At 71.0% G+C, this 20,792-nt stretch carries 16 protein-coding genes; 7 read left to right on the top strand and 9 right to left on the bottom strand.

All coding sequences use genetic code 11. The features are described 5' to 3' along the window. The first annotated feature begins 31 nt into the window (after positions 1 to 31). From IF28_RS0115145 to IF28_RS39190, 4 genes are all read left to right on the top strand, one after another. Positions 32 to 844: an SAM-dependent methyltransferase gene (locus IF28_RS0115145; protein WP_030219486.1), complete on the top strand. Its 813-nt coding sequence runs from the start codon at positions 32 to 34 to the stop codon at positions 842 to 844. A 93-nt stretch (positions 845 to 937) separates the two neighbouring features. Beyond that, positions 938 to 1,933, top strand: coding sequence for an alpha/beta hydrolase (locus IF28_RS0115140; RefSeq protein WP_030219482.1), 996 nt, complete (start codon positions 938 to 940; stop codon positions 1,931 to 1,933). A gap of 197 nt (positions 1,934 to 2,130) precedes the next feature. Beyond that, entirely contained in the window at positions 2,131 to 3,390 is a 1,260-nt protein-coding gene (locus tag IF28_RS0115135) for a PQQ-binding-like beta-propeller repeat protein (RefSeq protein ID WP_234325178.1), read from the top strand. Positions 3,391 to 3,442: 52 nt separating this feature from the next. After that, the gene (locus IF28_RS39190) at positions 3,443 to 3,607 is read left to right on the top strand and encodes a hypothetical protein (RefSeq protein WP_158713686.1); all 165 of its coding nucleotides are present in this window, start codon (positions 3,443 to 3,445) and stop codon (positions 3,605 to 3,607) included. Positions 3,608 to 3,904: 297 nt separating this feature from the next. On the opposite strand, the gene IF28_RS0115120 is transcribed toward IF28_RS39190, so the two are convergent. Genes IF28_RS0115120 through IF28_RS0115105 form a run of 4 tightly spaced genes read right to left on the bottom strand, consistent with a single transcriptional unit; the run spans position 3,905 to position 7,513 of the window. Further along, positions 3,905 to 4,447: a hypothetical protein gene (locus IF28_RS0115120; protein WP_030219471.1), complete on the bottom strand. Its 543-nt coding sequence runs from the start codon at positions 4,445 to 4,447 to the stop codon at positions 3,905 to 3,907. Continuing rightward, positions 4,447 to 4,779: an AbrB/MazE/SpoVT family DNA-binding domain-containing protein gene (locus IF28_RS0115115; RefSeq protein WP_030219468.1), complete on the bottom strand. Its 333-nt coding sequence runs from the start codon at positions 4,777 to 4,779 to the stop codon at positions 4,447 to 4,449. Before IF28_RS0115115 ends, IF28_RS0115120 begins: the two co-directional genes overlap by 1 nt. Beyond that, positions 4,776 to 5,099: a hypothetical protein gene (locus IF28_RS0115110; protein ID WP_030219465.1), complete on the bottom strand. Its 324-nt coding sequence runs from the start codon at positions 5,097 to 5,099 to the stop codon at positions 4,776 to 4,778. Before IF28_RS0115110 ends, IF28_RS0115115 begins: the two co-directional genes overlap by 4 nt. Next, positions 5,096 to 7,513 carry a type IV secretory system conjugative DNA transfer family protein gene (locus IF28_RS0115105; RefSeq protein WP_030219459.1) on the bottom strand — a complete coding sequence of 806 codons (2,418 nt, stop codon included), beginning with the start codon at positions 7,511 to 7,513 and terminating at the stop codon, positions 5,096 to 5,098. Before IF28_RS0115105 ends, IF28_RS0115110 begins: the two co-directional genes overlap by 4 nt. 319 nt (positions 7,514 to 7,832) lie before the next feature. Here IF28_RS0115105 and IF28_RS0115100 point away from each other — a divergent pair, with 319 nt between their 5' ends. Next, positions 7,833 to 8,342 carry a hypothetical protein gene (locus IF28_RS0115100; RefSeq protein ID WP_030219452.1) on the top strand — a complete coding sequence of 170 codons (510 nt, stop codon included), beginning with the start codon at positions 7,833 to 7,835 and terminating at the stop codon, positions 8,340 to 8,342. Between the two features lie 56 nt (positions 8,343 to 8,398). Here the strand turns inward: IF28_RS0115100 and IF28_RS0115095 are convergent, their stop codons facing one another. From IF28_RS0115095 to IF28_RS0115075, 5 genes are read right to left on the bottom strand one after another with little or no spacing between them, the layout of a single operon-like run. After that, on the bottom strand, positions 8,399 to 11,287 hold the full coding sequence (locus IF28_RS0115095) for a DUF5682 family protein (RefSeq protein WP_030219448.1): 2,889 nt from the start codon (positions 11,285 to 11,287) through the stop codon (positions 8,399 to 8,401). After that, positions 11,284 to 12,408: an ATP-binding protein gene (locus IF28_RS0115090; protein ID WP_030219444.1), complete on the bottom strand. Its 1,125-nt coding sequence runs from the start codon at positions 12,406 to 12,408 to the stop codon at positions 11,284 to 11,286. The genes IF28_RS0115095 and IF28_RS0115090 overlap by 4 nt, the downstream gene beginning before the upstream one ends. Before the next feature lie 51 nt (positions 12,409 to 12,459). After that, positions 12,460 to 13,890: a vWA domain-containing protein gene (locus IF28_RS0115085; protein ID WP_030219441.1), complete on the bottom strand. Its 1,431-nt coding sequence runs from the start codon at positions 13,888 to 13,890 to the stop codon at positions 12,460 to 12,462. Then, positions 13,887 to 15,299, bottom strand: a complete 1,413-nt coding sequence (locus IF28_RS0115080; protein WP_234325177.1) for a hypothetical protein — start codon at positions 15,297 to 15,299, stop codon at positions 13,887 to 13,889. Before IF28_RS0115080 ends, IF28_RS0115085 begins: the two co-directional genes overlap by 4 nt. Continuing rightward, positions 15,269 to 15,793, bottom strand: coding sequence for a hypothetical protein (locus IF28_RS0115075; RefSeq protein WP_051713754.1), 525 nt, complete (start codon positions 15,791 to 15,793; stop codon positions 15,269 to 15,271). The genes IF28_RS0115080 and IF28_RS0115075 overlap by 31 nt, the downstream gene beginning before the upstream one ends. 194 nt (positions 15,794 to 15,987) lie before the next feature. Between IF28_RS0115075 and IF28_RS0115070 the strand changes: the two genes are divergently transcribed. Both IF28_RS0115070 and IF28_RS0115065 read left to right on the top strand, forming a co-directional pair. Then, positions 15,988 to 16,377 (top strand): effector-associated constant component EACC1, encoded by a 390-nt coding sequence (locus IF28_RS0115070; protein WP_030219435.1) that lies wholly within the window; start codon positions 15,988 to 15,990, stop codon positions 16,375 to 16,377. Continuing rightward, complete coding sequence (locus tag IF28_RS0115065) at positions 16,374 to 20,780, top strand: caspase, EACC1-associated type (protein WP_030219433.1); 4,407 nt, start codon at positions 16,374 to 16,376, stop codon at positions 20,778 to 20,780. The genes IF28_RS0115070 and IF28_RS0115065 overlap by 4 nt, the downstream gene beginning before the upstream one ends. Positions 20,781 to 20,792: the final 12 nt, after the last annotated feature.

The raw sequence follows: 20,792 nt of genomic DNA, 5'->3' as shown, positions 1-20,792 counted from the left end.
GATGCCGTCCCGCAGCACGGAGGAGTGTCCTGTGACCACCGGTACACCCAGACCCCACATAGACACGAGCAAGCCGCACCCCGCCCGCGTCTACGACTGGCTGCTGGGCGGCAAGGACAACTACCCCGTCGACCAGCGGGTCGGCGAGACCCTCCCGAAGGAGGCGCGGGGCAACGCGGCCCGGAACAGGGCGTTCATGCACCGCGCCGCGGCCTGGCTGGCGAAGGCGGGCGTCCGCCAGTTCCTGGACATCGGCACCGGAATCCCCACCGAACCCAACCTGCACCAGATCGTGCAGGCGATCAGACCGGACGCCCGGATCGTCTACGCGGACAACGACCCCATCGTCCTGCGCCACGCCGAAGCACTGCTGAGCAGCACCCCGGAGGGCGCCACCGACTTCCTCCTCGCCGACGTACGAGAGCCCGCGGCCATCCTCGAACGTGCCCGCGAGGTCCTGGACTTCGACCGACCGATCGCCCTCTCCCTGATCGCCCTGCTCCACTTCCTGCCCGACGACGAGGACCCGTACCACCTCGTGCGCACCCTCGTCGGAGAACTCCCCTCCGGCAGCCACCTGATCCTCTCGCACGGAACAGCCGACCAGCACCCGGAGCTGAAGCAGGAGACCGAGACCGCGTACAAGAAGGGTGCGATCCCGCTGCGGATGCGCACCCGCGACGAGGTCGAGCCCTTCTTCGAGGGCCTCGAGCTCGTCGCACCCGGCCTGGTGTTCGCCACCGAGTGGTACCAGGAGGAACCGGCACCGGCGCGGGAACGCAGCGGCTTCTACGTGGGCGTCGCGCGCGTCCCCCGAGCGGAGCACGGGGCCGTCTTGACGTAAGCCGGAACCGGCCGATACTTGTGCGCAGCATGGGTCGGTCGGTGTCCGTGGTCCCAGCGGCAGCGCGACCGGCAACCCCTACCGGGAGCCGCCGTGTTCACGAACGTGCGCGCCAGATTCCTGCTCACCGCGGCCGTGTTGCTGGCCGCGGTCCTCACGCCGGCCGCGCCCCGCGCGCTGGCCGCCGACACGGCACACCGCCCCGGCGCGGAGGTCGTGGCCGTCACCCAGGTCGCGCCCCGGCAGGTGGACCTGTCGGTCCGGTCGACGGCGCTGGGCGGCCGTACGGTCAAGGTCCGCCTCCTCACACCCGACGGCTGGAACCCCGGTGAGCGGCACCGGCACTGGCCCACGCTCTGGCTGCTGCACGGCTGCTGCGGCGACTACACGTCGTGGACGAGCATGACCGACGTGGCGGAGACCGACAGCCTGCGCGACGTCCTCGTCGTGATGCCCGAGGCCGGCTGGAACGGCTGGTACAGCGACTGGTGGAACCACGGTCGGGGCGGCGACCCCGCATGGGAGACGTTCCACACGAAGGAACTGCGCCACCTCCTGGAACGCGACTGGGGCGCGGGCCGCGACCGCGTGGTCGCCGGACTGTCCATGGGCGGCCAGGGCGCCCTGCTGTACGCCGCCCGGCACCCCGGAATGTTCAAGGCGACGGCGGCGTACTCCGGTTCCGCCCACCCCCTCCTCGACTCCGAGTCCGTCGACCGCATCATGGGCTTCTTCGCCGGCCAGAACACCGACCCGCTCCGCGTCTGGGGCGACCCGGTCGCCCAGCGCCGGATCTGGCGGGCGCACGACCCCGTCCACCTCGCCGAGCGCCTGAAAGCACTCCCGGTCTACCTCTCCTGCGGCGACGGCACCACCGGTCCCCTCGACCCACCGGGCGCCACCAGCGCCCTGGAGGCCGACTTCAACCGCCAGAACCACGCACTCGCGGCCGAACTGAAGCGTGTCGGCGCACGGCATGTGACGACCCACTTCTACGGCCCGGGGACCCACGGCTGGGCCTACTGGGAACGCGAGCTCCACGCGTCACTGCCGATGCTGCTGCGCGCGCTCGGCACCGACGGCCGCTGATCACGGCCTCCGGTGCCGTGTTGTCTCGATTGGTTCACGGTGCTGTCCCGGTTGGGATCTTGCCGCGTTCGCACCACGCAAGTCCGGTTAACGTGCCTGGTCACAGGGGCCTGCGTCCGCACGTGCGACACGTCGAGGGCTCCCGCACGGAAATCCGACACATCACGGGGGTACGGCGAATGGCCACGCGCGACGGCATGGGGAACGACAGAGCGACCACGAGGCCCGGGACGTCTTCGCGCCGGCGGATGCTGCGGCTGGCCGGCGGCGGGCTCGCCCTGGCCGCCCTGGCCGTGGGCGCGGTCGGCTGCGACGAGGACGCGGTGGACGTCGAGGACGCCGGCGGCACGGGCGGTTCCGGCGCCGGCAAGCCGAAGGAGACGGGCAGCGGCACCGGTTCCGGCTCCGGCAAGGACGGTCAGGCCCCCGACCCGCTGTGGACCGAGTCGACCCCGGCCCAGACCTACGGCGACAACGACGAGCTGGTGACGGCGGCCGGCGTCGTGATCGCGAGCGGCAGTCCGCTGGCCGCCCTCGACACCGCGACCGGCGGGAAGAAGTGGTCCCTGCCGGGCGGCGCCATACCCGGCGCCCCCCTGCTGCTCGGCAACGGCACGCTGTACCTGGCGAGCAGCGAGTACGACGGCTCCGTCATCGGCTACGACCCCGCCACCGGCAAGGAGACCTGGCGCAGCCACCTGAGCAAGGCCTACCGCCAGCCGCGGCCGATCGCCGTGGACGAGCGGCAGGTGTACGTCATCGCCGAGATCCTCGAGGACGACGGCTCGTCGAAGACCAACGTCATCGCCGCACTCGACAGCGCCACCGGCAGGATCGCCTGGAAGGAACAGCGCGACACCGGCACCGAGCAGAACGGCATCCACGCCGCGGTCCGCGGCCGTCACCTCGTCTACACCGACTTCAAGAAGAACCTCACCGTCCGCGACACCGCCACCGGCAGCCAGGTGTGGACACACAAGACGACCAAGACCAACTACGGCTTCTTCGCCGTCCACCAGGAGTTGGTGATCGTCCCGCAGGGCCAGACCCTCCAGGCCTTCAACCTGTCCGACGGCAAGGAGAAGTGGTCCCTGAAGACCTCGGGATTCGCCGCCTTCAAGGAGCCCGCCGTCCTGGAGGACGTGCTCTACATCGCCGACAGCGACAGGACCCTGCGAGCGGTCGACCCGCGCACCGGCAAGCTGCTCTGGCAGTCCGAGGCCCTCGCGAAGGAGGGACTCCACGTGCCACGCCAGTACGTCAAGGCGGGCGGCACCCTCTACGGCGCCACCGACCTGGACGACAAGGGCGGCATCATCGCCCTGGACGCGAAGACCGGGGATGTGCGCTGGACGTTCAACGACGGCACCGGCGACTTCCACGCCTGGCTGGTCGCCACCGACGGCAAGCGCGTCTTCGCCCTCCACGGCAAGAAACTGCACGCCCTGCCGGTGTGACGGGCTGACGCGGTAGCGCATATTCCGCCGCGCGAGGTGGAACAACCCAGCCATGTCGAAGGTCACCCGCCGGACGCTCGTCATCGCCTTCGTGATCTGGAGCTTCTTCGCCTACCCCTGGTTCGACAGGGGCTGCGACATCGCGGAGGCGTACACGGCGGTCATCAAGTACGGAACCCCGGAAGGCATGGAACCCCTCCCGGCCTGCTACGGCTGAGGGTTGCTGCGTACGCCGGCCCCTCCGAGTGCAGCCGAGCGGCTGCCACCGACCACCCGCGTGTGGCGGGAGACGATGCCGGCCACGTCGTCCAGTCACTGTCGAATGCCCACCCCCGCCGGGGGCGCCACATCCACGCCGAGGATCGAGACGGCCTCCGCCAACGCCCTGTCCGTACCGGCCTGAGCACGCAGAGGTCTCCCGCAGTCCACCGTGGCCCGCGGCGCGGCCGGGGGAGTCCTGGCGGAGGTGGGCTGTGTGCGGGTGGAGCGGAAGGGACGACCGAGCGCGCGGACCTCACCCCGGTCCACTGCCGTGCGGCGGTGGACCGGCCTTCCTCAGCCGAGGGCAGCCGTGGTCGAGGTCGAGTGCGTGGATCTTGTGTTTGGACAGGGCCACCCTCATCCAGCGGCGCATGACCAGCGACCGGTAGCAGGTTAGGAACGCGACCTCCTCCTGAAGTGCGAGCAGGACGCTCTCCGCCTCGCTCTCCTGCAGGCCGAACCGGTGACAGGTGGCCGGAAGCAGCCCGAGGGTGGGCTCAGGGAGCCGGGAGAGGGCGACGGGTATCCCGTACAGCTCCTGCACCTGTTCCGGGTTGAGCAGGGCGGACAGCGCACTGGTGATCGACGGCGACTTCCCTTGGGTGCGCTGTATCGATTCGAGGAGCAGGAGGATGCCGGTACGCGGCTCGGCCTGCTGCGTGATCGTCAGGAAGCGAAGGTACTCCCGCTCGCCGATCAGATATTCGTCGAACCGTTCACCTTCGACCGCCCGCGGGCGGTGGCCTTTCAGCAGAAGGGCGAACCCCCAGCGGTCGATGAGTACTCGGGTCGCCATCACGCCTCACGATCGATCTCTTCCTGGAGTTGTTCGGCCAGATCCGTCTCCAGCCGCCACTGTTGGAGCCGGTGGGACCATGCCCCGGAGCGCACGATCACCACGAAGTCCCCGATGTGCGCGACATGGACCGGTCCCCCCTCCTTCAGCTCCCACTCCTTGCGCGCCGAGCCGGGCAGCGTCAGCTGCCCGGCCTTCGACACCCGGTAGGTCCGGAACCCCGATCCGGGTTCCAGTCTGTCCCGGGAAGGCGCCGGAGGGATCCCGCTCGATTCCCCCGCGCGTTCGGCGCTCTCGTTGAAGTCGTCGATGTCCTGATCGCCCTCGGTCATGACGCCTCCCACGTACCGACCAACTGCTGATAGATCGCGGTGTACTTGCCCGAGTCGTCCTGGTCGAAGAGCGCGGCCAGCGGGTCAGGGTACGCCTTGGCCGGCCGACCGCACACGATGACCATCTTGTCCTCCCGCCGCAACTGCAGCTGGCTGGAGAAGAACAGCACGCTCAGGGCGATGACCTTGTCGCGCTCGATGTTCAGCTCCTCCGCGATCGCGTCGATCCGGACGTCGATATCGGTGTCCAGGTGCTCCCAGGCGGTCTGCAGCACAGGGTCGATCCGTTCGGCACGGTTCTCGAAATCGGGGGCGCTCATGGTGAACTCCGCAGACTAGGGGATTCGGATGGGGTGCCGGCGGGCTTCGCGTCCGCCCGGGTGTCCCGCTCTTTCCGTGACTTGCGCTTGGCCAGCCATTCGTCGAGGAACGCGCTGGTCGACGGGGAGCCGGACTCATCGTCCGAACCGGCGGGGGCGAGATCGAACGGCTCGTCGTCCGGCGGCGTCACGAGAACGGGCGAGGGGCGGCCCGGTGCCCGAGGCCGGCTGGGCCTGCCGTGGGCCCGGAATGTCTCCAGCTCCTTCTGGATGGTGCGCAGTTCGTCGCGCGGCCGCATGATCCCCTGAGCGATCATGCGTTCCCGCACCCGGGCGGCCACCGTGGAATCGCCGCGGCCCGAGACTTCGTGGTCGATGACGAGACTGAACACCGGCTGTTCCACATTGCCGATGACCGTGCGTGCCATAGCCTCGTACTGGGCGATGTTTCGCACCTGCGTCTCGTTCACCGAGAACTCGTCCGCGAAGGCCTTCACGTCCCGGCCCGAGGTCTTCATGACGATCATGGTGCCCACGTTCGAGAAGATCGCCTCGGCGAGCCGTGCGTTGGCCGATCCCTCGTACCGTGAGAAAGCCTCCAGCTGCCGCAGGTTCTGGTGGGCGAAGGTCAGCCCCACATTGAACTTGCGGGCCTCGGCGACGAGTTCCTCCACCTCGTGACTGACGAAGCGCTGGAACTCGTCGACGTGGATGAAGAACGGCGCCGACGTGGTGGAGCCGCTCGCCCGGGCAGCCCGGTAGATACGGTTGAACAGCAGGGAACCCAGGAACTGGCCGGACATCGGCCCCATCATGGTCTCGGGCAACCTGACCAGCAGGATCTTCCGCTTGTCGTAGATATCCCGGATGGACAGCGGTGAGGATCCGGCGGTGAGCAACTGGAGCGGGTTGCCGCTGGTGAAGTCAGCGAACTTCGCCGCCGCCCAGCGGACCGTCTCAGCCACCGAGCTGGCCAGCATTCCCTCGAACGCCCGCCACTGGTCCGCGAGTTCGGAGTCGACACCTTCCATGACGCTTGTGGCCCACTTGCGCATGGCCGGTGTGCGCAGGACCTCCAGGGCGAGTGGGATGCTGGGCAGCCGGTCGCCCCGGATCTCCTGGTGCCAGATCGTCTTGAGCATCAGCCGGGTCGTGTCGTCGAAGACGGGCCCGGTGAACTGGCTGAACGAACGCCGGATGATGATCTCGAGGATTTCTTCGACCGCCATCTGGTAGTCGCTCTCGCCCTCCACGTCCATCAGGAATGGATTGACCACCGGCAGAAAATCCGGGTCGCCGAAGTCCAGATGGACGATGTCCTCCAGACGGTCGCCGGAGTGCTCCAGGGCGTAGTCGACGAGATCACCGTGCGGGTCGATGACGGCGCATCCGTTTCCGTTGAGGATGTCCTGCCGGACCAGCGACTTCAGGACGTTGGTCTTCCCCGAACCGGTCTTCCCGATGACATAAGTGTGTTTGGTGCGGTCCTCGTCGCTGACCTCCACCACTTCGTTGGTGGTGAACCGTGCTCCGTGCCACCGCGCCTTGCCCAGAACGACGCCCGCCTCGACCTTGGGCGGCTTCCGGCGCAGGGCGATCCGCGTGTCCCGCCATGAACTGAGACCCCGGCCCTGCATGTTCCCGTACGGGGCGTGCCAGACCCGGATCAGCTGTTCCGGGCAGCCGACCACGCCCAGTTCGGCGCTGCTGGTGATCGGCCGGTACCGATTGACCGGCCGTAGTCTCACCGGTGTTCCGAACAGCATGCGGCCGGTGGCCTTCGCGAAGACCTCGTCGATGGGCGCTGTCGACTGGAGCGCCACCGTCACGATCAGATGGCGCTGGTCCTCTTGATGGAACCGACACTCCGCCGCGGCCGCCTCGAAGAACGCGGTGGCCCGGTCGATGCTGGTGATGTGGCCGGTCCTCATCGAGGGCCGGTGGTTTCCGACGCGTGCGCCCGTCAGTGTGCAGGTGATGTCCAGGGCGACGTCGTCCTCCCGGCGACGGAAAAGATCCACGAGTTCGGCCCAGTCCCGTTTGATGGGAAGTTCGTCTCCCCGCCGGGCGGCCGGAATGATGCGCGTCCGGTACTTGTAGCCCACGCGGACTTCGGAAGCCGCAGATATGTTGTACGCGGGCAGCAGAGCCACCGCGCTGAGATCATCGAGTGTGCGTGCCTCGGCCGGTGAAATGGTTTCGCCGTCTTTCGACAGGCACCGTAGATCGAAAAGGGCACTCGGCTCCGCGTTCGGACCGCCTTCCGGTGAAGTCCTGAGCCGATAGACCAGCGCCACACCCGGCGTGTCGAGATCCTGCAGAGCGCGCAGAAGATCGAGCTGACTCGGCAGCGTCGCGGGCGCCTCGTCGTCGTAGATTCCGAGCACCTTGCCCCAGTGCAGATAAGCGGGCACCCCACACACCTCCTCATTCCCGCCGTAGCGTAGGAGCGTCCTCACCGGCCCGTCAAAGGATCTCAAAGAGGCATGACTGGGCGTCAACGAAACGGCCTCCGGGCGGGGTTGACGGCCCAGCGTGCGGACAGTATCGGTGGCGTCCGCTCCTCAATGAGGCATCGGGAATGGCTCAACGCGTGCATTTGCGGACGCCTTTCCCTTCCGGGGAGGCTGCGGACACACAACGGTCATTCGGCGCGCCTCCCCATCGGCGCGGGCCCCATCTCCATGAGGACGACGCCACATGTCTTGTTCTGTTTCTTCGACGGGCCGAAGGGTGATCCAGACCTGCGTGGAAGTGGCGCGGGAAGGTCACACGGCGCAAGGCGGGGACACTTTTCTCGGCGGGTGGACCTGGACCGCTGTGATCGCGGTTGCCGCGGTCATCGTCTCCTCGGTGATCGCCCGCGTGGGCTGGCGCAAGCGGGCCTTCGACAAGATGGCGACCCAGCTCCAGCCCTTCCACGACCGTCTCCGCGCGGTCGAGGAGGAGATGGAGACGCTTGAGGCGAAGGGGACAGTGACCAGAAGCCACTTCGCCACACTCGACACGCTACGCAGCCAGCTCCAGGACGATGCCCGACGCTGGCCCGAGGCCCTCGATGGCGTCGACGGGCTGATCGAGAAGTACATCGCAGCCCTGTCGGATGAGCGCCAACGCCGCCTGTGGCCGTGGAAGGTCAGCAAGAAGGTCGGCCTCACGCTGAAGCGGTGCGACATCGCCGCCGAGCTCCGCACCCGGCTCACCGCAGCGAAGGAGTGGACCGAGCGCAGGCTTACCCGATGACGCGGACAGACCGGTGGCCTGTGGCCGGGTCCCGGACGGGGACCCGGCCACAGCTGTCACAGGGCGGCGAGCAGCGGCTCCAGGGCACCGGCCGTCGCCGGGTGCCGTGCCGTCAGAGCGGCGCCCGCACCGGCCGCAGCCGGAACCGTCGTCACCCATCCCCCGTCGCACCCCAGTAGTTCCGCCACCGCGTCGCACGACGCCGGGTGCGCGCTTATCAGCGAAGCGCCGGACGGAGCCGAGAGCTCGGACGACGCCCAGCCCTCGTCGCAGCCGAGGAGCTCCGCCACCGCGTCGCACGTCGTCGGGTGTGCTCCGAGCAGGTGCGTGCCGCGGCGGGCGGGGGATGTCGGTTTCGCGGCGAACGGATCCGGCTCCGGCGTCCGCCACGGCGGTGTCCACGCGTCCAGTTCCGGCAGCCGGCCCGGGAAGACGCGGCCCGCCTCGCGGACCATCAGCGGGGCCAGGTCCGCCGCGCCGGAGCGCAGGGTGGTGATCAGGAGCGGGAGCCAGGGGAGCAGGACCGTGTCCGGCAGGCGGCCGAACGCGTTCGAGACCGCCTCGACCACCACGTCCGCCAGCCCCGGCACCGGCTCCAGCGCGTGCACGAAGCCGCTCAGGTAGCGCGGGTAGGAGGACACCACCAGCGGGTTGTCCAGCAGTTCGTCGCACCGGTCCCGCAACTCCGCGCGGGACAGGGTGCCGAGCTGCACCTGGGCCGCCCACAGCAGGGCCGTCTTGGCCGGGTCGTCGGGGTGGGACTGGGCGACGGCGAGCTCCAGCTGGTGCCGGTCGCAGCCGAGGGACAGGGCGAGGCTCTCCATGGAGAACAGGAAGCCGAGCATCGCCGCGACCTGCCCGACCGTCGCGTCCTCGTCCCGGAACGCCGTCGGCAGCAGCGTGCAGTAGTGGGCGTAACCGGTCTTGACGAACGACTCGATCCACCCCGGCAGCGCCGGCTCGCTGGTGCGGTAGTGGGCCAGGAGCGTCCGCACCCGGCGCAGCACCTCCGGCGCCCCGTCCACGCTGCGTTCGGCGGCGAGCAACTTCAGGGCCTGGGTGCCGAGTTCGTCGGCGAGGCGGTGGCCGCGCAGATACAGGAGCGCGTCCTCGACCGCCGCGAGCACGCTCGCCGTGGTCGCCTGCGGACCGTACGCCTCGCGCCGCAGCCGCTGTTCCAGCACCTGTTCCAGGCTGACGCCCTCGTAACCGAGCTCGATCAGGGCCCGCTGGTGCGTGCCGATGGCGAGGTCCCACGACTCCTGTATCGAGCGTTCGCCGAGCCGCCGCTCACCCATGATGGGCCGTGCCGCACCCTGCGGCATCAGGCGCCGCAGCATCCACAACACATCGGAACAGGCGCGCAGTTCGGGCCGCGAGGCCATGTCCAGCAGCGCCCGGCGCACCCCGCGCTGCTCCAGCTTCAGTTCCAGCGGCGCGAGCCGGTCGTACACGTCGCGGGCGAGCGGCGGCAGTGACTCGTAGCCGACCTGGCCGATCCGGTCGCCGCCCATCATGATCTCGACGAGCCGCCGTACGTCCCGTCGCCCGGGGACGCTGTCCTTCTCGATGCAGGTGACCGCCGCGTCCTGGAAGTCGTACGGCGTCGGCTTGGCGCGGTCGCGCATGCCGGCGAGCAGGATCGACGTCTCGAAGACGGCGATGGCGTCGGCGGTCGAGGCGAGATAGCCGTTGCGCCGGGCCGCGCGGACGATCTCCACCGACCAGCCGAGGAGTTCGGCCTCGTCCAGTCCGTCGAGCACGGGCGGCCGCCGCAGGAAGCCGGACAGTCTGTCCGTGGCGGGCACCTCGGGGGCCGGTGCCGGGACCGCGGCGGCCTTCTTCGCCGTGGACTTCTTCTTCCCGGCCTGCCCTTCCAGTACGTACGGCTTCACGCGCGTGCGCTTCAGCCCCTTCGCCCATTCCGTCGCCGCGATCGACACCGAGCCGGCGGCGAGGCCGAACTGTGCCTCGATCGCCGCGTGACTGGACGGGATCAGCCCGTACTGCCAGGTGGTGGCGGTGCGCGGGGAGATCGTGAACGTGTCCGAGCGTCCCTCCACGCCGAACTCCTCCACCCGGCTGGCCGCGTGGAACGCGCCGCACACGTAGAGACAGTCCTCCGGGTCCGTGCCGGTCGCCGCCAGATGCTCCCGCATCCGGGTCCACATGTACCGCTCCCGGTCCTCGTCCACCCGCAGCCGGGCCCCGTCGCCGGGGGTGAGCCGCCGGAACAGGCTGCCGATGAGGAACATCACCTGGCGGTAGGCGGCGTGGTCGCTGTCCCCGAGCGGGACCTCGACGTACTGGTGCCACCACTCCGACCAGTGCCGCACCTTGCCGTGGCGCAGCAGGTGCTCCTCCAACTCGGCGAAGCGCGGCCGCAGATCACCGATCTCCACGCCGACGGCCTCACCGTGCAGCGCGGCCTCCGCCTCCTGGGGGACGTCGGTCGAGTCCCCGCGGTCCCACTGGAAGACATGGTCCGTGGACCGGTCGACCAGGACCAGTTCCACGCCCGGGGTGTCCAGGGCGTACGCGATCGCCTGGTACTCGGCGGACGCCTCCGTGACCGGCGCCACCACCGACAGCGGCGCCCATTCGGCGGGGAAGCCCTCGACGTCACCGGCGAACGCCTGCACCGCCACCGGCAGCCGGCAGTTGCGCAGCTCGGTCAGCAGCGGGGCCATGTCCTCGCACAGCTCCAGGTACACCACCTTGGGCTGCTTCTCCCGCAGCCGCCGGGCCATGGCGAGCGCGGAGGCGGGGGAGTGGTGGCAGACGGGGAAGATCTCCAGCGGCTCCCGCACCGCCCGGTCGACGTCGTCGACCATGCCGAGCAGGATGCCCTCCAGGGCGTCCGGACCGTCCGCGAACTCGGTTGCGGCTTCCTGCAGTTGCCCGCGCAGGGCGGCGAACGACGTGCTCTCGTGGGTCCCGCTCATGACAGGGTGGCGATCGCGTCGCGGCCGCCCTCGAGGAACTCGGGCCAGGAGCCGCCCTCTTCCTTGCTGCGCGGCTCGACGACACCGTGCAGATACTTGTTGAAGATCGCCAGGTCCTCGGGCTCGCGCCGGGTGAGGGAGCCCACCAGCGAGGAGGCGAGGGTGCGGGCGGTCAGGGCGCGCTCGCCGAAGAAGTTGCTGTGCAGGACGGCGTCCTCCAGCACACCGATCTGCTCGGCCGTCGACAGGGCGGACTCCAGCTTCTCGTCGTCGCTGCCGGCCGCCGCGGCGGACGCCCGCAGATCGGCGAAGCTCTGCAGCAGCACGTCCAGCAGGGTCGGCGGCACGTCCAGCTCGATCCGGTGCCGGCGCAGCAGTTCCTCGGTGCGGAAGCGGACGATCTCCGCCTCGCTCTTCTTGTTCGTCACCACCGGGATGCGGACGAAGTTGAAGCGCCGCTTCAGCGCGGAGGACAGGTCGTTGACGCCCCGGTCGCGGCTGTTGGCGGTGGCGATGACGGAGAAGCCCGGCTTGGCGAAGACGATGTTGTCGTCACCGCCGCCGCTCTCCAGCTCGGGCACCGAGATGTACTTCTCGGAGAGGATCGAGATCAGCGCGTCCTGCACGTCGCTCGTCGACCGGGTCAGCTCCTCGAAACGGCCGATCGAGCCGGCCTCCATCGCCGTCATGATCGGCGAGGGGATCATCGACTCCCGCGACTGGCCCTTGGCGATGACCATCGACACGTTCCACGAGTACTTGATGTGGTCCTCGGTCGTGCCGGCCGTACCCTGCACCACCAGCGTGGAGTTGCGGGAGATCGCCGCCGACAGCAGCTCCGCCAGCCAGCTCTTGCCCGTGCCGGGGTCACCGATGAGCAGCAGACCGCGGTCGGAGGCGAGGGTGACGATCGACCGCTCCACGAAGCTGCGGTCGCCGAACCACTTCTGCGACACCTCCCGGTCCAGCCCGTCGGCCCGCTCGGAGCCCAGGATGAACAGACGGACCATCTTCGGGGACAGCCGCCACGAGAACGGCTTGGGGCCGTCGTCGATCGACTCAAGCCAGTCGAGCTCCTCGGCGTACTTGATCTCGGCAGGGGCGCGCAGCAGGTCGGACATGAGGGAAAAGCCTTTCCGTACGGTGATCACGGTGATGTGGGCGAACGGTGATCAGGTGAGAAACGTCTTGAGTTCGTGCACGAGCTTCTTGATGTGGCCGGAGATCACCGGCGTACCGAGGTCCTTGAACTTCTCCCGGAACCACGGGTTGACGCTGCCGCGCCCCGAGCTGGTCACCGAACCCACCGGGATGAACTTCGCCCCCGAGCGGTGGATGGCGGCCATGCTCTCGAACAGCTCGTCGGTGCGCCATTCGTAGAAGTCGGAGATCCACACCACGACGGTGTTGCGCGGCTCCGCGATCTTCGGCTGGGCGAGCGCCATGGCGACCGTGCCGTCGGTGCCGCCGCCGAGCTGGGTCCGCAGCAGCGTCTCGAACGGGTCGTGCGCCCAGGGCGTGAGGTCCAGCGCCTGCGTGTCGTACGCGATCAGGTGCACGTCGACCTTCGGCAGTCCGGCGAAGATGGACGCCAGGATGGTGCAGTTGACCATCGAGTCCACCATCGACCCGGACTGGTCCACGACGACGATGAGCCGCTGGGGTGTCGTCTTGCGGCTGGTGTGCCGGTAGTAGAGCCGGTCGACGTAGAGCCGCTCCTCCTCCGGGTCCCAGTTGACGAGGTTCTTCCAGATGGTGCGGTCGATGTCGAGGTTGCGGTAGACCCGCTTGGGCGGGACGGACCGGTCGAGCTCGCCGACCGTGGACTTCTCCACCTGGGTGCGCAGCACTTCGGTGACCTCGTCGACGTAACGCCGGATCAGGGACTTGGCGTTGGCGAGGGCGACACCGGAGAGGTTGTCCTTGTCGCGCAGCAGCTGCTCGATCAGCGACATGCTCGGCGTCAGCCGGGAGGCCAGCGCGGGGTCGGCGAGGACCTCGCGCAGCCGCATGCGCTTGACGAGACCGGCCTCGATGGAGCCCAGCTCCGGCCCGATCTCGGGGATCAGGCGGCTGAGGTCGGGCGTGGGGCCGCCGAAGCCGGTGCCGGTGGGGCTGACCCCCTGCCCGCCGCCCGCCGGTGCGGTGCCGCCTCCGGCACGCCCGCCGCGCAGCTCGCCCGGCCGGCAGCCCAGCGCCCGCTCCAGCCAGCCCGCGTCGGACTGCCAGCGCGCCAGCTGCTCGGCGGTGACCGTGCCCGAGTCGCGTGCGAACACGTTCAGCAGCACCTTCGACGCGAGCGCCGCGCGCCGCACCTCGGCGGCCCGGTCCCGCCCACCGTCCTCGTCCGGCTCGGGCGTCATCAGCCCGTCGAACTCGGCGGCCAGCTCCGGGTGCCGCTGTACGACGGAGTCGATGGACGCACCCGGGTCCAGCAGCGCGGGCGGCAGGCCGATGTCCTCGACCACGGCCAGACTCGCCGACTCCAGGGACGCCTGCTCCTCGCTGTCGAAGAGGCGGGCCAGCAGCCGCCAGTACAGCACCTGTCGCCGGTTCTCGTCCGGATCGGGCCCTGCGGTGCCCTCGATGGTCTGCCCGCTCATTTCCGCAGCAGCTTTCCCGCGCGCTCGCGCAGCACCTTCACGGCATCGGTGGCGGCCTTCTCGGCACGTATACCGGCCTTGTCGGCCGTACCCCCGGCCCACGCGCCCGCGTGCACGGCGACGGCCTTCTTCCGCACCATCCGCTCCACGGCGAGCGGCTGCACCAGGAACTCCCCGGCGTCCCACCGCAGCAGCCCGACACACGCGCCGGACGAGGCGACGGCCTCGGGGGTGAGCGGTCCGGCGGCCGGAACCCGGTCGCTGTCCACGGCGAGACGCACGCCGGCCACCTGGAACGCGTCCTCCTCCACGGCGTACCCCTCCAGCAGGACGGGCACGGCGATCCTGGCCGGATGCCGGTCGAGCGGCGCGGTCGCGAACGCGGCCGCGGTCGGCAGCGCCACCCGCGCCGTGGCGAACACCTCGGCGGGCTCGCCCGTACGGGCCCGCGCGTCGTCCCAGATCAGATCGCCCTCACCGGAGACGGGCATCGCGTCCAGGTCCATCGCCCGCCCCTCGCTCACGGCGGCGAGCAGCGACATGTGCGGCCGCAGCAACTGCCACAGCCCGGCCCCGACGACCGTGTCGGGCTTCGGCGCGGACACCGAGGCCCGCACCAGCCTCGGCGTACCGCCGTCGGCCGGCTCGAACACCGCGTGCACCTGCGCCTGTACGGCGGTGGCGTGCTCCTGTACGTCGACGCCGAGCGGGAGCAGCCGCCCGGTCGCCTCGCCGACGGCGGGGGCGGACGCCGCGCCCGGCAGGGTCAGCAGCATGGCCCGCGACCACAGGTCGGCCCATCGCCGTACCGGAACGCGCTCCAGGGACGCGCCGAGGCAGGACGCGGCCAGTTCGGCGGCGAAACCGTCGAGCAGCGTGGCCTGGCGGCGCAGTGCCGGGTCGGGCAGCATCGCGGACACGACGGGCGCGGCACCGGCGATCAGTTCGTGGTCGATCCCGTGCCAGCCGGCCCGCGCGAGATCGCACAGCCAACTGCGGGCCGCCGCGAGAAGATTGGCCGAAGGCTCCGCCGCGTCGGCCGGCGCGGTGCCGTCCTCCTCGGCGCGCGTCCGCCCGATCGCCTCCTCCACCCGCGCGAGGAGCGCGTCGTGCGCGGAACCGAGCAACGCCGTGCGAGCGCCCGCGAGGGCCACGAGGTGATCCTCGCCGGCCGTCCCCGCGGCCGCCTTCTCGGCGGCCTCCGCGACCCGCGCCGCCAGCGGCGACCCGGCGACGGCCTCGGCGACACCGGCGAGCCCCGCCGCCTGCGCGGGCCCCGGACGCAGCAGACCGGAGACCAGCACCTCGTCGAAACCGTCCACGGCCGCGAGCGCCTCGTCGAGCCCGTCGATGCCGTCGTACAGCAGATCGGCACGCATCACGCCACCGCCCTCGTCGTCGGGAACCACTGCATCTCCGGCAACGGAGCGGTAGTGGGCGCCAGTTCGAGATAGGCCAGCTGCCGCAGGAACCGGCTGAACACCTGCGCCGCCGCCGAACTGTCGCCCTGCGCGGGCCGCGTGGCGGTCATCGCGTGGGTGACCGAGTCGGCGTCCGGCGCCTCCCCGGCGACCTCGGCCCTCAGATACCGGGCCACCCGGTCGACGCCGTACTGCAGCACGGCCTCACCGATCAGCGCGCGTATGTGATTGCAGAACCAGCCGCGCGCCCCGCCGCAGGGCCGGTTGTTGTTGGTGCTGCACGCGAACGCGAACGACCCCGCCTCGACGGAGGACACGTACACCCGCCCGATGTCCGACCCGCTGGACACCACCCCCTGCAACCGCCCGTCGGCCAGCTCCACGAACGGCACCTTCGCGAGCTTCCGCGGCCGCGCGGACGGCACCACCCGGGCCGTGCTCGACTTCTCCCAGACCGACAACGCGCACCATCTCCCATGCATGCGAAAGGGGACGTCAACGCCAGAACGGCGCAACGGGATCAAGCTATCGGCAGCCACTGACAACGCGCGGAACAGCGGGGAACAGGCGTCGTACGGGACTCCGGTGCGGCATGCTGTCGGAAGGGTTGGGAGAGGCGCCCGAGGGGGAATCCTCACCTTCCTGCGAGACGGAAACGCCGGACCCCGGGGGAAGCATGCAGCTGGTCGTGACGGTGCGCGGCGACGAGGACGGTACCGACGAAGCCGCGGAACTCAGGGCGTGGCTGACCGACGTACCCGAGCTCAGAGGACGGGTCGCACGCGACGGTGCCCCTCGGGAGGGGACGATGGGCCCGGCCGTCGACGCGCTGGTGGCGGTCCTGGAGCCCGGCGGTGTCGCCGCCGTCTTCGCGGGAGCGCTGGTGGCCTGGCTGCAGACCCGCCGCAGCAGCCACACGATCAGCGTGACCCGGCCCGACGGTACGCGGATCACCCTCACGTCCCGACAGGCCCGCACCCTGAGCCCGCAGGAGGCGGCCGACCTCGCCGAGCGCCTGGCCCGCCCACCACAGGACGGCGACGAGACGGGCTCCCGTACGACATGACGGCGGGCGGCCTCGCCGCTCCCGGCGCCCGCGCGGTGCTGTACGGCACCGGGAGCCACGCCGACGGGTCGGAACTTCCCGGTCTTCCCTCGGTCGACACGACGCTCGACGAACTGCGGCGCACCCTGACCGACGTGTGCGGCATGGACCCCGCACAGGTCGTGCGCGTACCGGCCCACGCCGGGGCGGCCGAAGTGGTCGACGCCGTCGAGGAGGCCACGACGGCCGCCGACGGACCCGTGCTCTTCTACTACGTCGGGCACGGACTCCTCGGCCCGCGCGACGATCTGTACCTCGCCACGCGGGACAGCCGCTCCGCCCGGCACGTCGCGCGTTCCGTCTCCTACCGGACCGTCCGCGACCTGCTGGGCGTCAGGGGCGACGGCAGCCTCGTCGTCCTCGACTGCTGCTTCTCCGGCCGAGGCGACACCCCGCCGGCCGAGGGCGGAGTGCGCCGCGCCTTCGCCACCGCCGGCCCCCGCGGCAGCTTCCTGCTCTCCTCCGCCTCGCACTACGCCCTGTCCTTCGCCCCCGAGGGGGAGCGGTACACCCTGTTCAGCGGCCGGCTGCTCGGCCTGCTCAACCAGGGGGACCCGGCCGGGCCGCCGTGGCTGACCGCCGACCGCCTGCACGCCGCGCTCGACGCGTCCTTCGCCGACGACGCACGCGTCAACCCGGCCCGGCGCAGCGAAGGCACCCTGGGCTCGCTGGTCCTGGCCCGCAACCGCGCCTACCGGCCGCCACCCGCCGCGGCCGAGCGGCCCGCCGAACTCCCGTGTCCCTACCCGGGGCTGGAGCCGTACCGGGCGCAGGACAGCGCGCACTTCTTCGGCCGTGAGGAACTCACCGACCGGCTGATCCAACTGGTCGAGGACCTGCCGGACGGCGGCCAGGCCGTGCTGGTGGGCGCCTCCGGAGCCGGCAAGTCGTCCCTGCTGCGCGCCGGACTGCTGGCCCGCACGGCATCGACCGGGCCCGCGCTGCTGCTGCCCGCCCCAGGACCGCGCCCCTTCCGCGCCCTGGCCGAGGCGTGGGCGGCGGCGACCGAACGGGATCCGGAGGAGGTCCGGGAGGAGCTGGAAGGCGGCCGTTTCCCCCCGCCGTCGCACGGCCTGCCGGCCTGCCGGCTGCTGGTGGTGGACCAGTTCGAGGAACTCTTCACCCGGTGCGAACTCCCCGACGAGCGCGCCGCGTTCATCGCCCTGCTCACCGGCGGGGGACCCGGGCCGGGACCCCGCATCGTCCTCGGACTGAGGGCCGACCACTACGGAAGCTGCCTGGAACATCCGGGCCTCGAACGCGCGCTCGCACGGGCCCAGCTTTCCGTACCGCCCTTGCGTGAACGGGAGTTGCGCGCCGTCGTGGAGCGCCCGGCGGCCGCCGTCGGGATGACCGTCGAGCCGGGCCTGACCGACCGGCTGCTGCACGACCTCCACGCGGGCCGCTCCGCGAACGACGCCGCCACGGCACTGCCGTTCCTGGCGCACGCCCTGCGGGAGACCTGGCGCGGCCGCAGCGGTGCCATGCTCACCCTCGCCGGCTACCAGGCGACGCGCGGCATCTGGCAGTCGGTCGCCACCGCCACCCGGCGCGTCTACGAGTCCCTGGACGACGACGGCCGGACGACGATGCGCCGCCTGCTGCTGTCCCTGGTCCACCTCCCACCGGACGGCGGCGCCCCCGTCCTGCGCCACCGAGTCCCGCTCGACGCACTGCCGCCCGGATCGGACCCCATCCGCGACCAACTCGCCAGGGAACGCCTGCTGACGGTCGATCAGGACACCGCGCAGATCGCGCACGAGGCGCTGCTGCGGGCCTGGCCGCTGCTGCGTGAGTGGATCAGGGAGGACGCCGCCGTCCTGTTGCTGCGGCAGCAACTGGGCTCCGCCGCACGGGAGTGGCATGCCGCGGACCGTGACGCCGCCTTCCTCTACCGGGAGAGCCGGCTCCAGACGGTGGCCGCACTCGACGAACTCCCCGCACTGGAGCAGGAGTTCCTCAAGGCCGGACAGGCGGCGGCCACGGACGAGCTGCGCCGGGAACGGCGCCGCACGACGCTGCTGAAGCGGGCGCTGACCGGGGTGGCCGTCGCGCTGTGCCTCGCCCTCGTCGCCGCCGTCGTCGCGGTCCAGCAGCAGCGCACCGCGCAGCGGCAGCAACGCACCGCCGTCGCGCGGGCGTTGCTGGCCGAGGCCAACGGCATCGGCACCTCCGACCCCCGTGCCGCGCTGCGGCTGGGGCTCGCCGCGCACGCCCTGCGCCCGAGCTCCGAGGCCCGCCGCTCGCTCTTCGACACCCTGGCGGGCAGTGCCTTCCGCGGAGTGTCCGAGGTGCCCGCGAGGATCGATCCCGTACTCGCGCCCGGCGGACGCATGCTGGCCGCGAGGGACGAGGACGAGGACGGGCTGACGGTCTGGGACACCGGCCGCGATCCCGTTCCCCGCACTCCGTCGGCACGGCCCGCCTGCCCCGCGCCGCGGTACGACACGGAGGACTCCGTGACGTTCGGCGGCCCCGGTGGCCGCATGCTCGCAGCCGTGTGCGGGGACGGCGAGGTGCGCCTGTGGAATCTCGCCTCGAAGGACGGCGGCGCCCGACCCCTCGCCACGCTCCGCGCGCGGGGGGTCGAGGACGCCACCGACGGGCCGACCGCGCTCGCCCTGAGCACGGACGGAAAAACCCTGGCGGCCATCGGCCTGTCGCGGTCCGTCGGCCGGGGCGCGATCGTCCTGTGGGACGTGAGCGATCCGCGCGCCCCGCGACAGCTCCCCTTCATGAAGGCCGCCTCGCCGCCCGACGGCTCGGCGCAGGACGACCGCGTGGCGTTCAGCCCGGACGGCCGCCTGCTGGCCACCGCCGACACCTACGGCGACGTACGGCTGTGGGACGTATCGGACCCGCGCGGCCCCCGCCCCCGGGGCACGGTGAAGGGCGGCGGCGGGGCGCTGGCGTTCCGTCCGGACGGTGAACTGCTGGCGGTGAGCCGCGAACGCGTGATCGCCCTGGTCGACGTCCGTGACCCCGGTGCCCCGAAGGTCCTCGGCGAACGCACGGCCCACAGCAACCTCGTCAGCTCCCTCGACTTCTCCCCGGGCGGGCGCAAGCTGGTCAGCGGCGGCTGGGACCGGAGCGTCGCGCTGTGGGACGTGACGGACACCGGGGAGATCACTCAAGAGGCCCGCCTGTACGGGCATGCGGGTTTCGTCGACGCGGCGAGGTACGACGCGGACGGCGGGTCGGTGGTGTCGGTGAGCTACGGCGAGGTCATCCACCGTGACCTGTCGGACGTCCCCCTACCGCACGTCCTCGACGTACTGCCGGACGGCGACGAACTGGCGCTGGCGGCGGACGGCACCACCCTGGCCGTCGCCCGGGGCTCCCGGATCGCCCTGTGGGACCTCTCCGATCCGTCCGAGCCACGGCGGCTGGCCAGGGTCGACAACCCCGTGGAGGACCGCTACGAGGCCGTCGGCGGCGGCACCGTCATCGGCACCGGCGACGTCCTCGCCGACCTCGATTTCAGCTCCGACGGCCGTCTCCTCGCGGCCATGAACCACGATCGCGAGGTCACCCTCTGGGACGTGTCCGATCCCGCCCGCCCCCGTGTCGCCGGCACGTTGAGCGGCGCCCACGAGGGCGCGCTGAACCCCACACTGGACTTCGCCCCCGACCGGCCCCTCCTCGCCGTCAACGACCTGGAGGGCGTGGGTGTCTGGGACGTCTCCGATCCCGCGCTGCCCGCACTGACCGCCTCCACCGTCCCCGGGCTCCTGCAGGATGTCGTCTTCGCCCCGGACGGCCGCCGACTCCTGCTGGTGAAGAAGAGGCTGGACCTCTGGGACATGTCCTCCGACACGACCACGCCCCTGTCGGAGGACACCGACCTCTACGGTGGTGTGAGGGCGGCGTTCTCCCCGCACGGCGACGTGGTGGCGGCCGTCTCCACGGTGCCGTCCGACAATTCCCAGGTCGGCGTGGACCTCTGGAACGCCGCCGCGGACGGCGGGGGAGAGACGCTCGGCAGGACCGAGCCCATCGACATGGGCCAGGCGTACTTCACCCACCTGGCCTTCGACCCCGACGGACGCCTCCTGGCCGGCGCGGGGGAGGACGGCGCCGTGCGCCTCTGGAGTGTCGCCGACCCCGAACAGCCCTACCTGGCCTACACGTTCAGCGGTCACAGTGAACGCGTCGACGAGGTGGTCCTGGCCGGACGTACCATGATCACGACGAGTGCCGACGTCGCCTACGTCACCGACCTCGGCGCCTACCCCGAGTTGGCCGCCGACGCCGTCGGCATCGCGTGCCGGGCCACGGGCGGCGGCTTCACCCGGGAGGAGTGGGAGAAGCGGGTGCCGGAAGAAGATTTCGTGAAGACGTGCCCGGACAACTCCGACAAGTGACCGGTTGACGCC

The organism is Streptomyces sp. NRRL WC-3626, assembly GCF_000718785.1.
GTDB classification, from domain to species: Bacteria; Actinomycetota; Actinomycetes; order Streptomycetales; family Streptomycetaceae; genus Streptomyces; species Streptomyces edwardsiae.
Note: the sequence above shows the minus strand (reverse complement) of the source record. Positions and strands in the feature narration are given on the sequence as shown.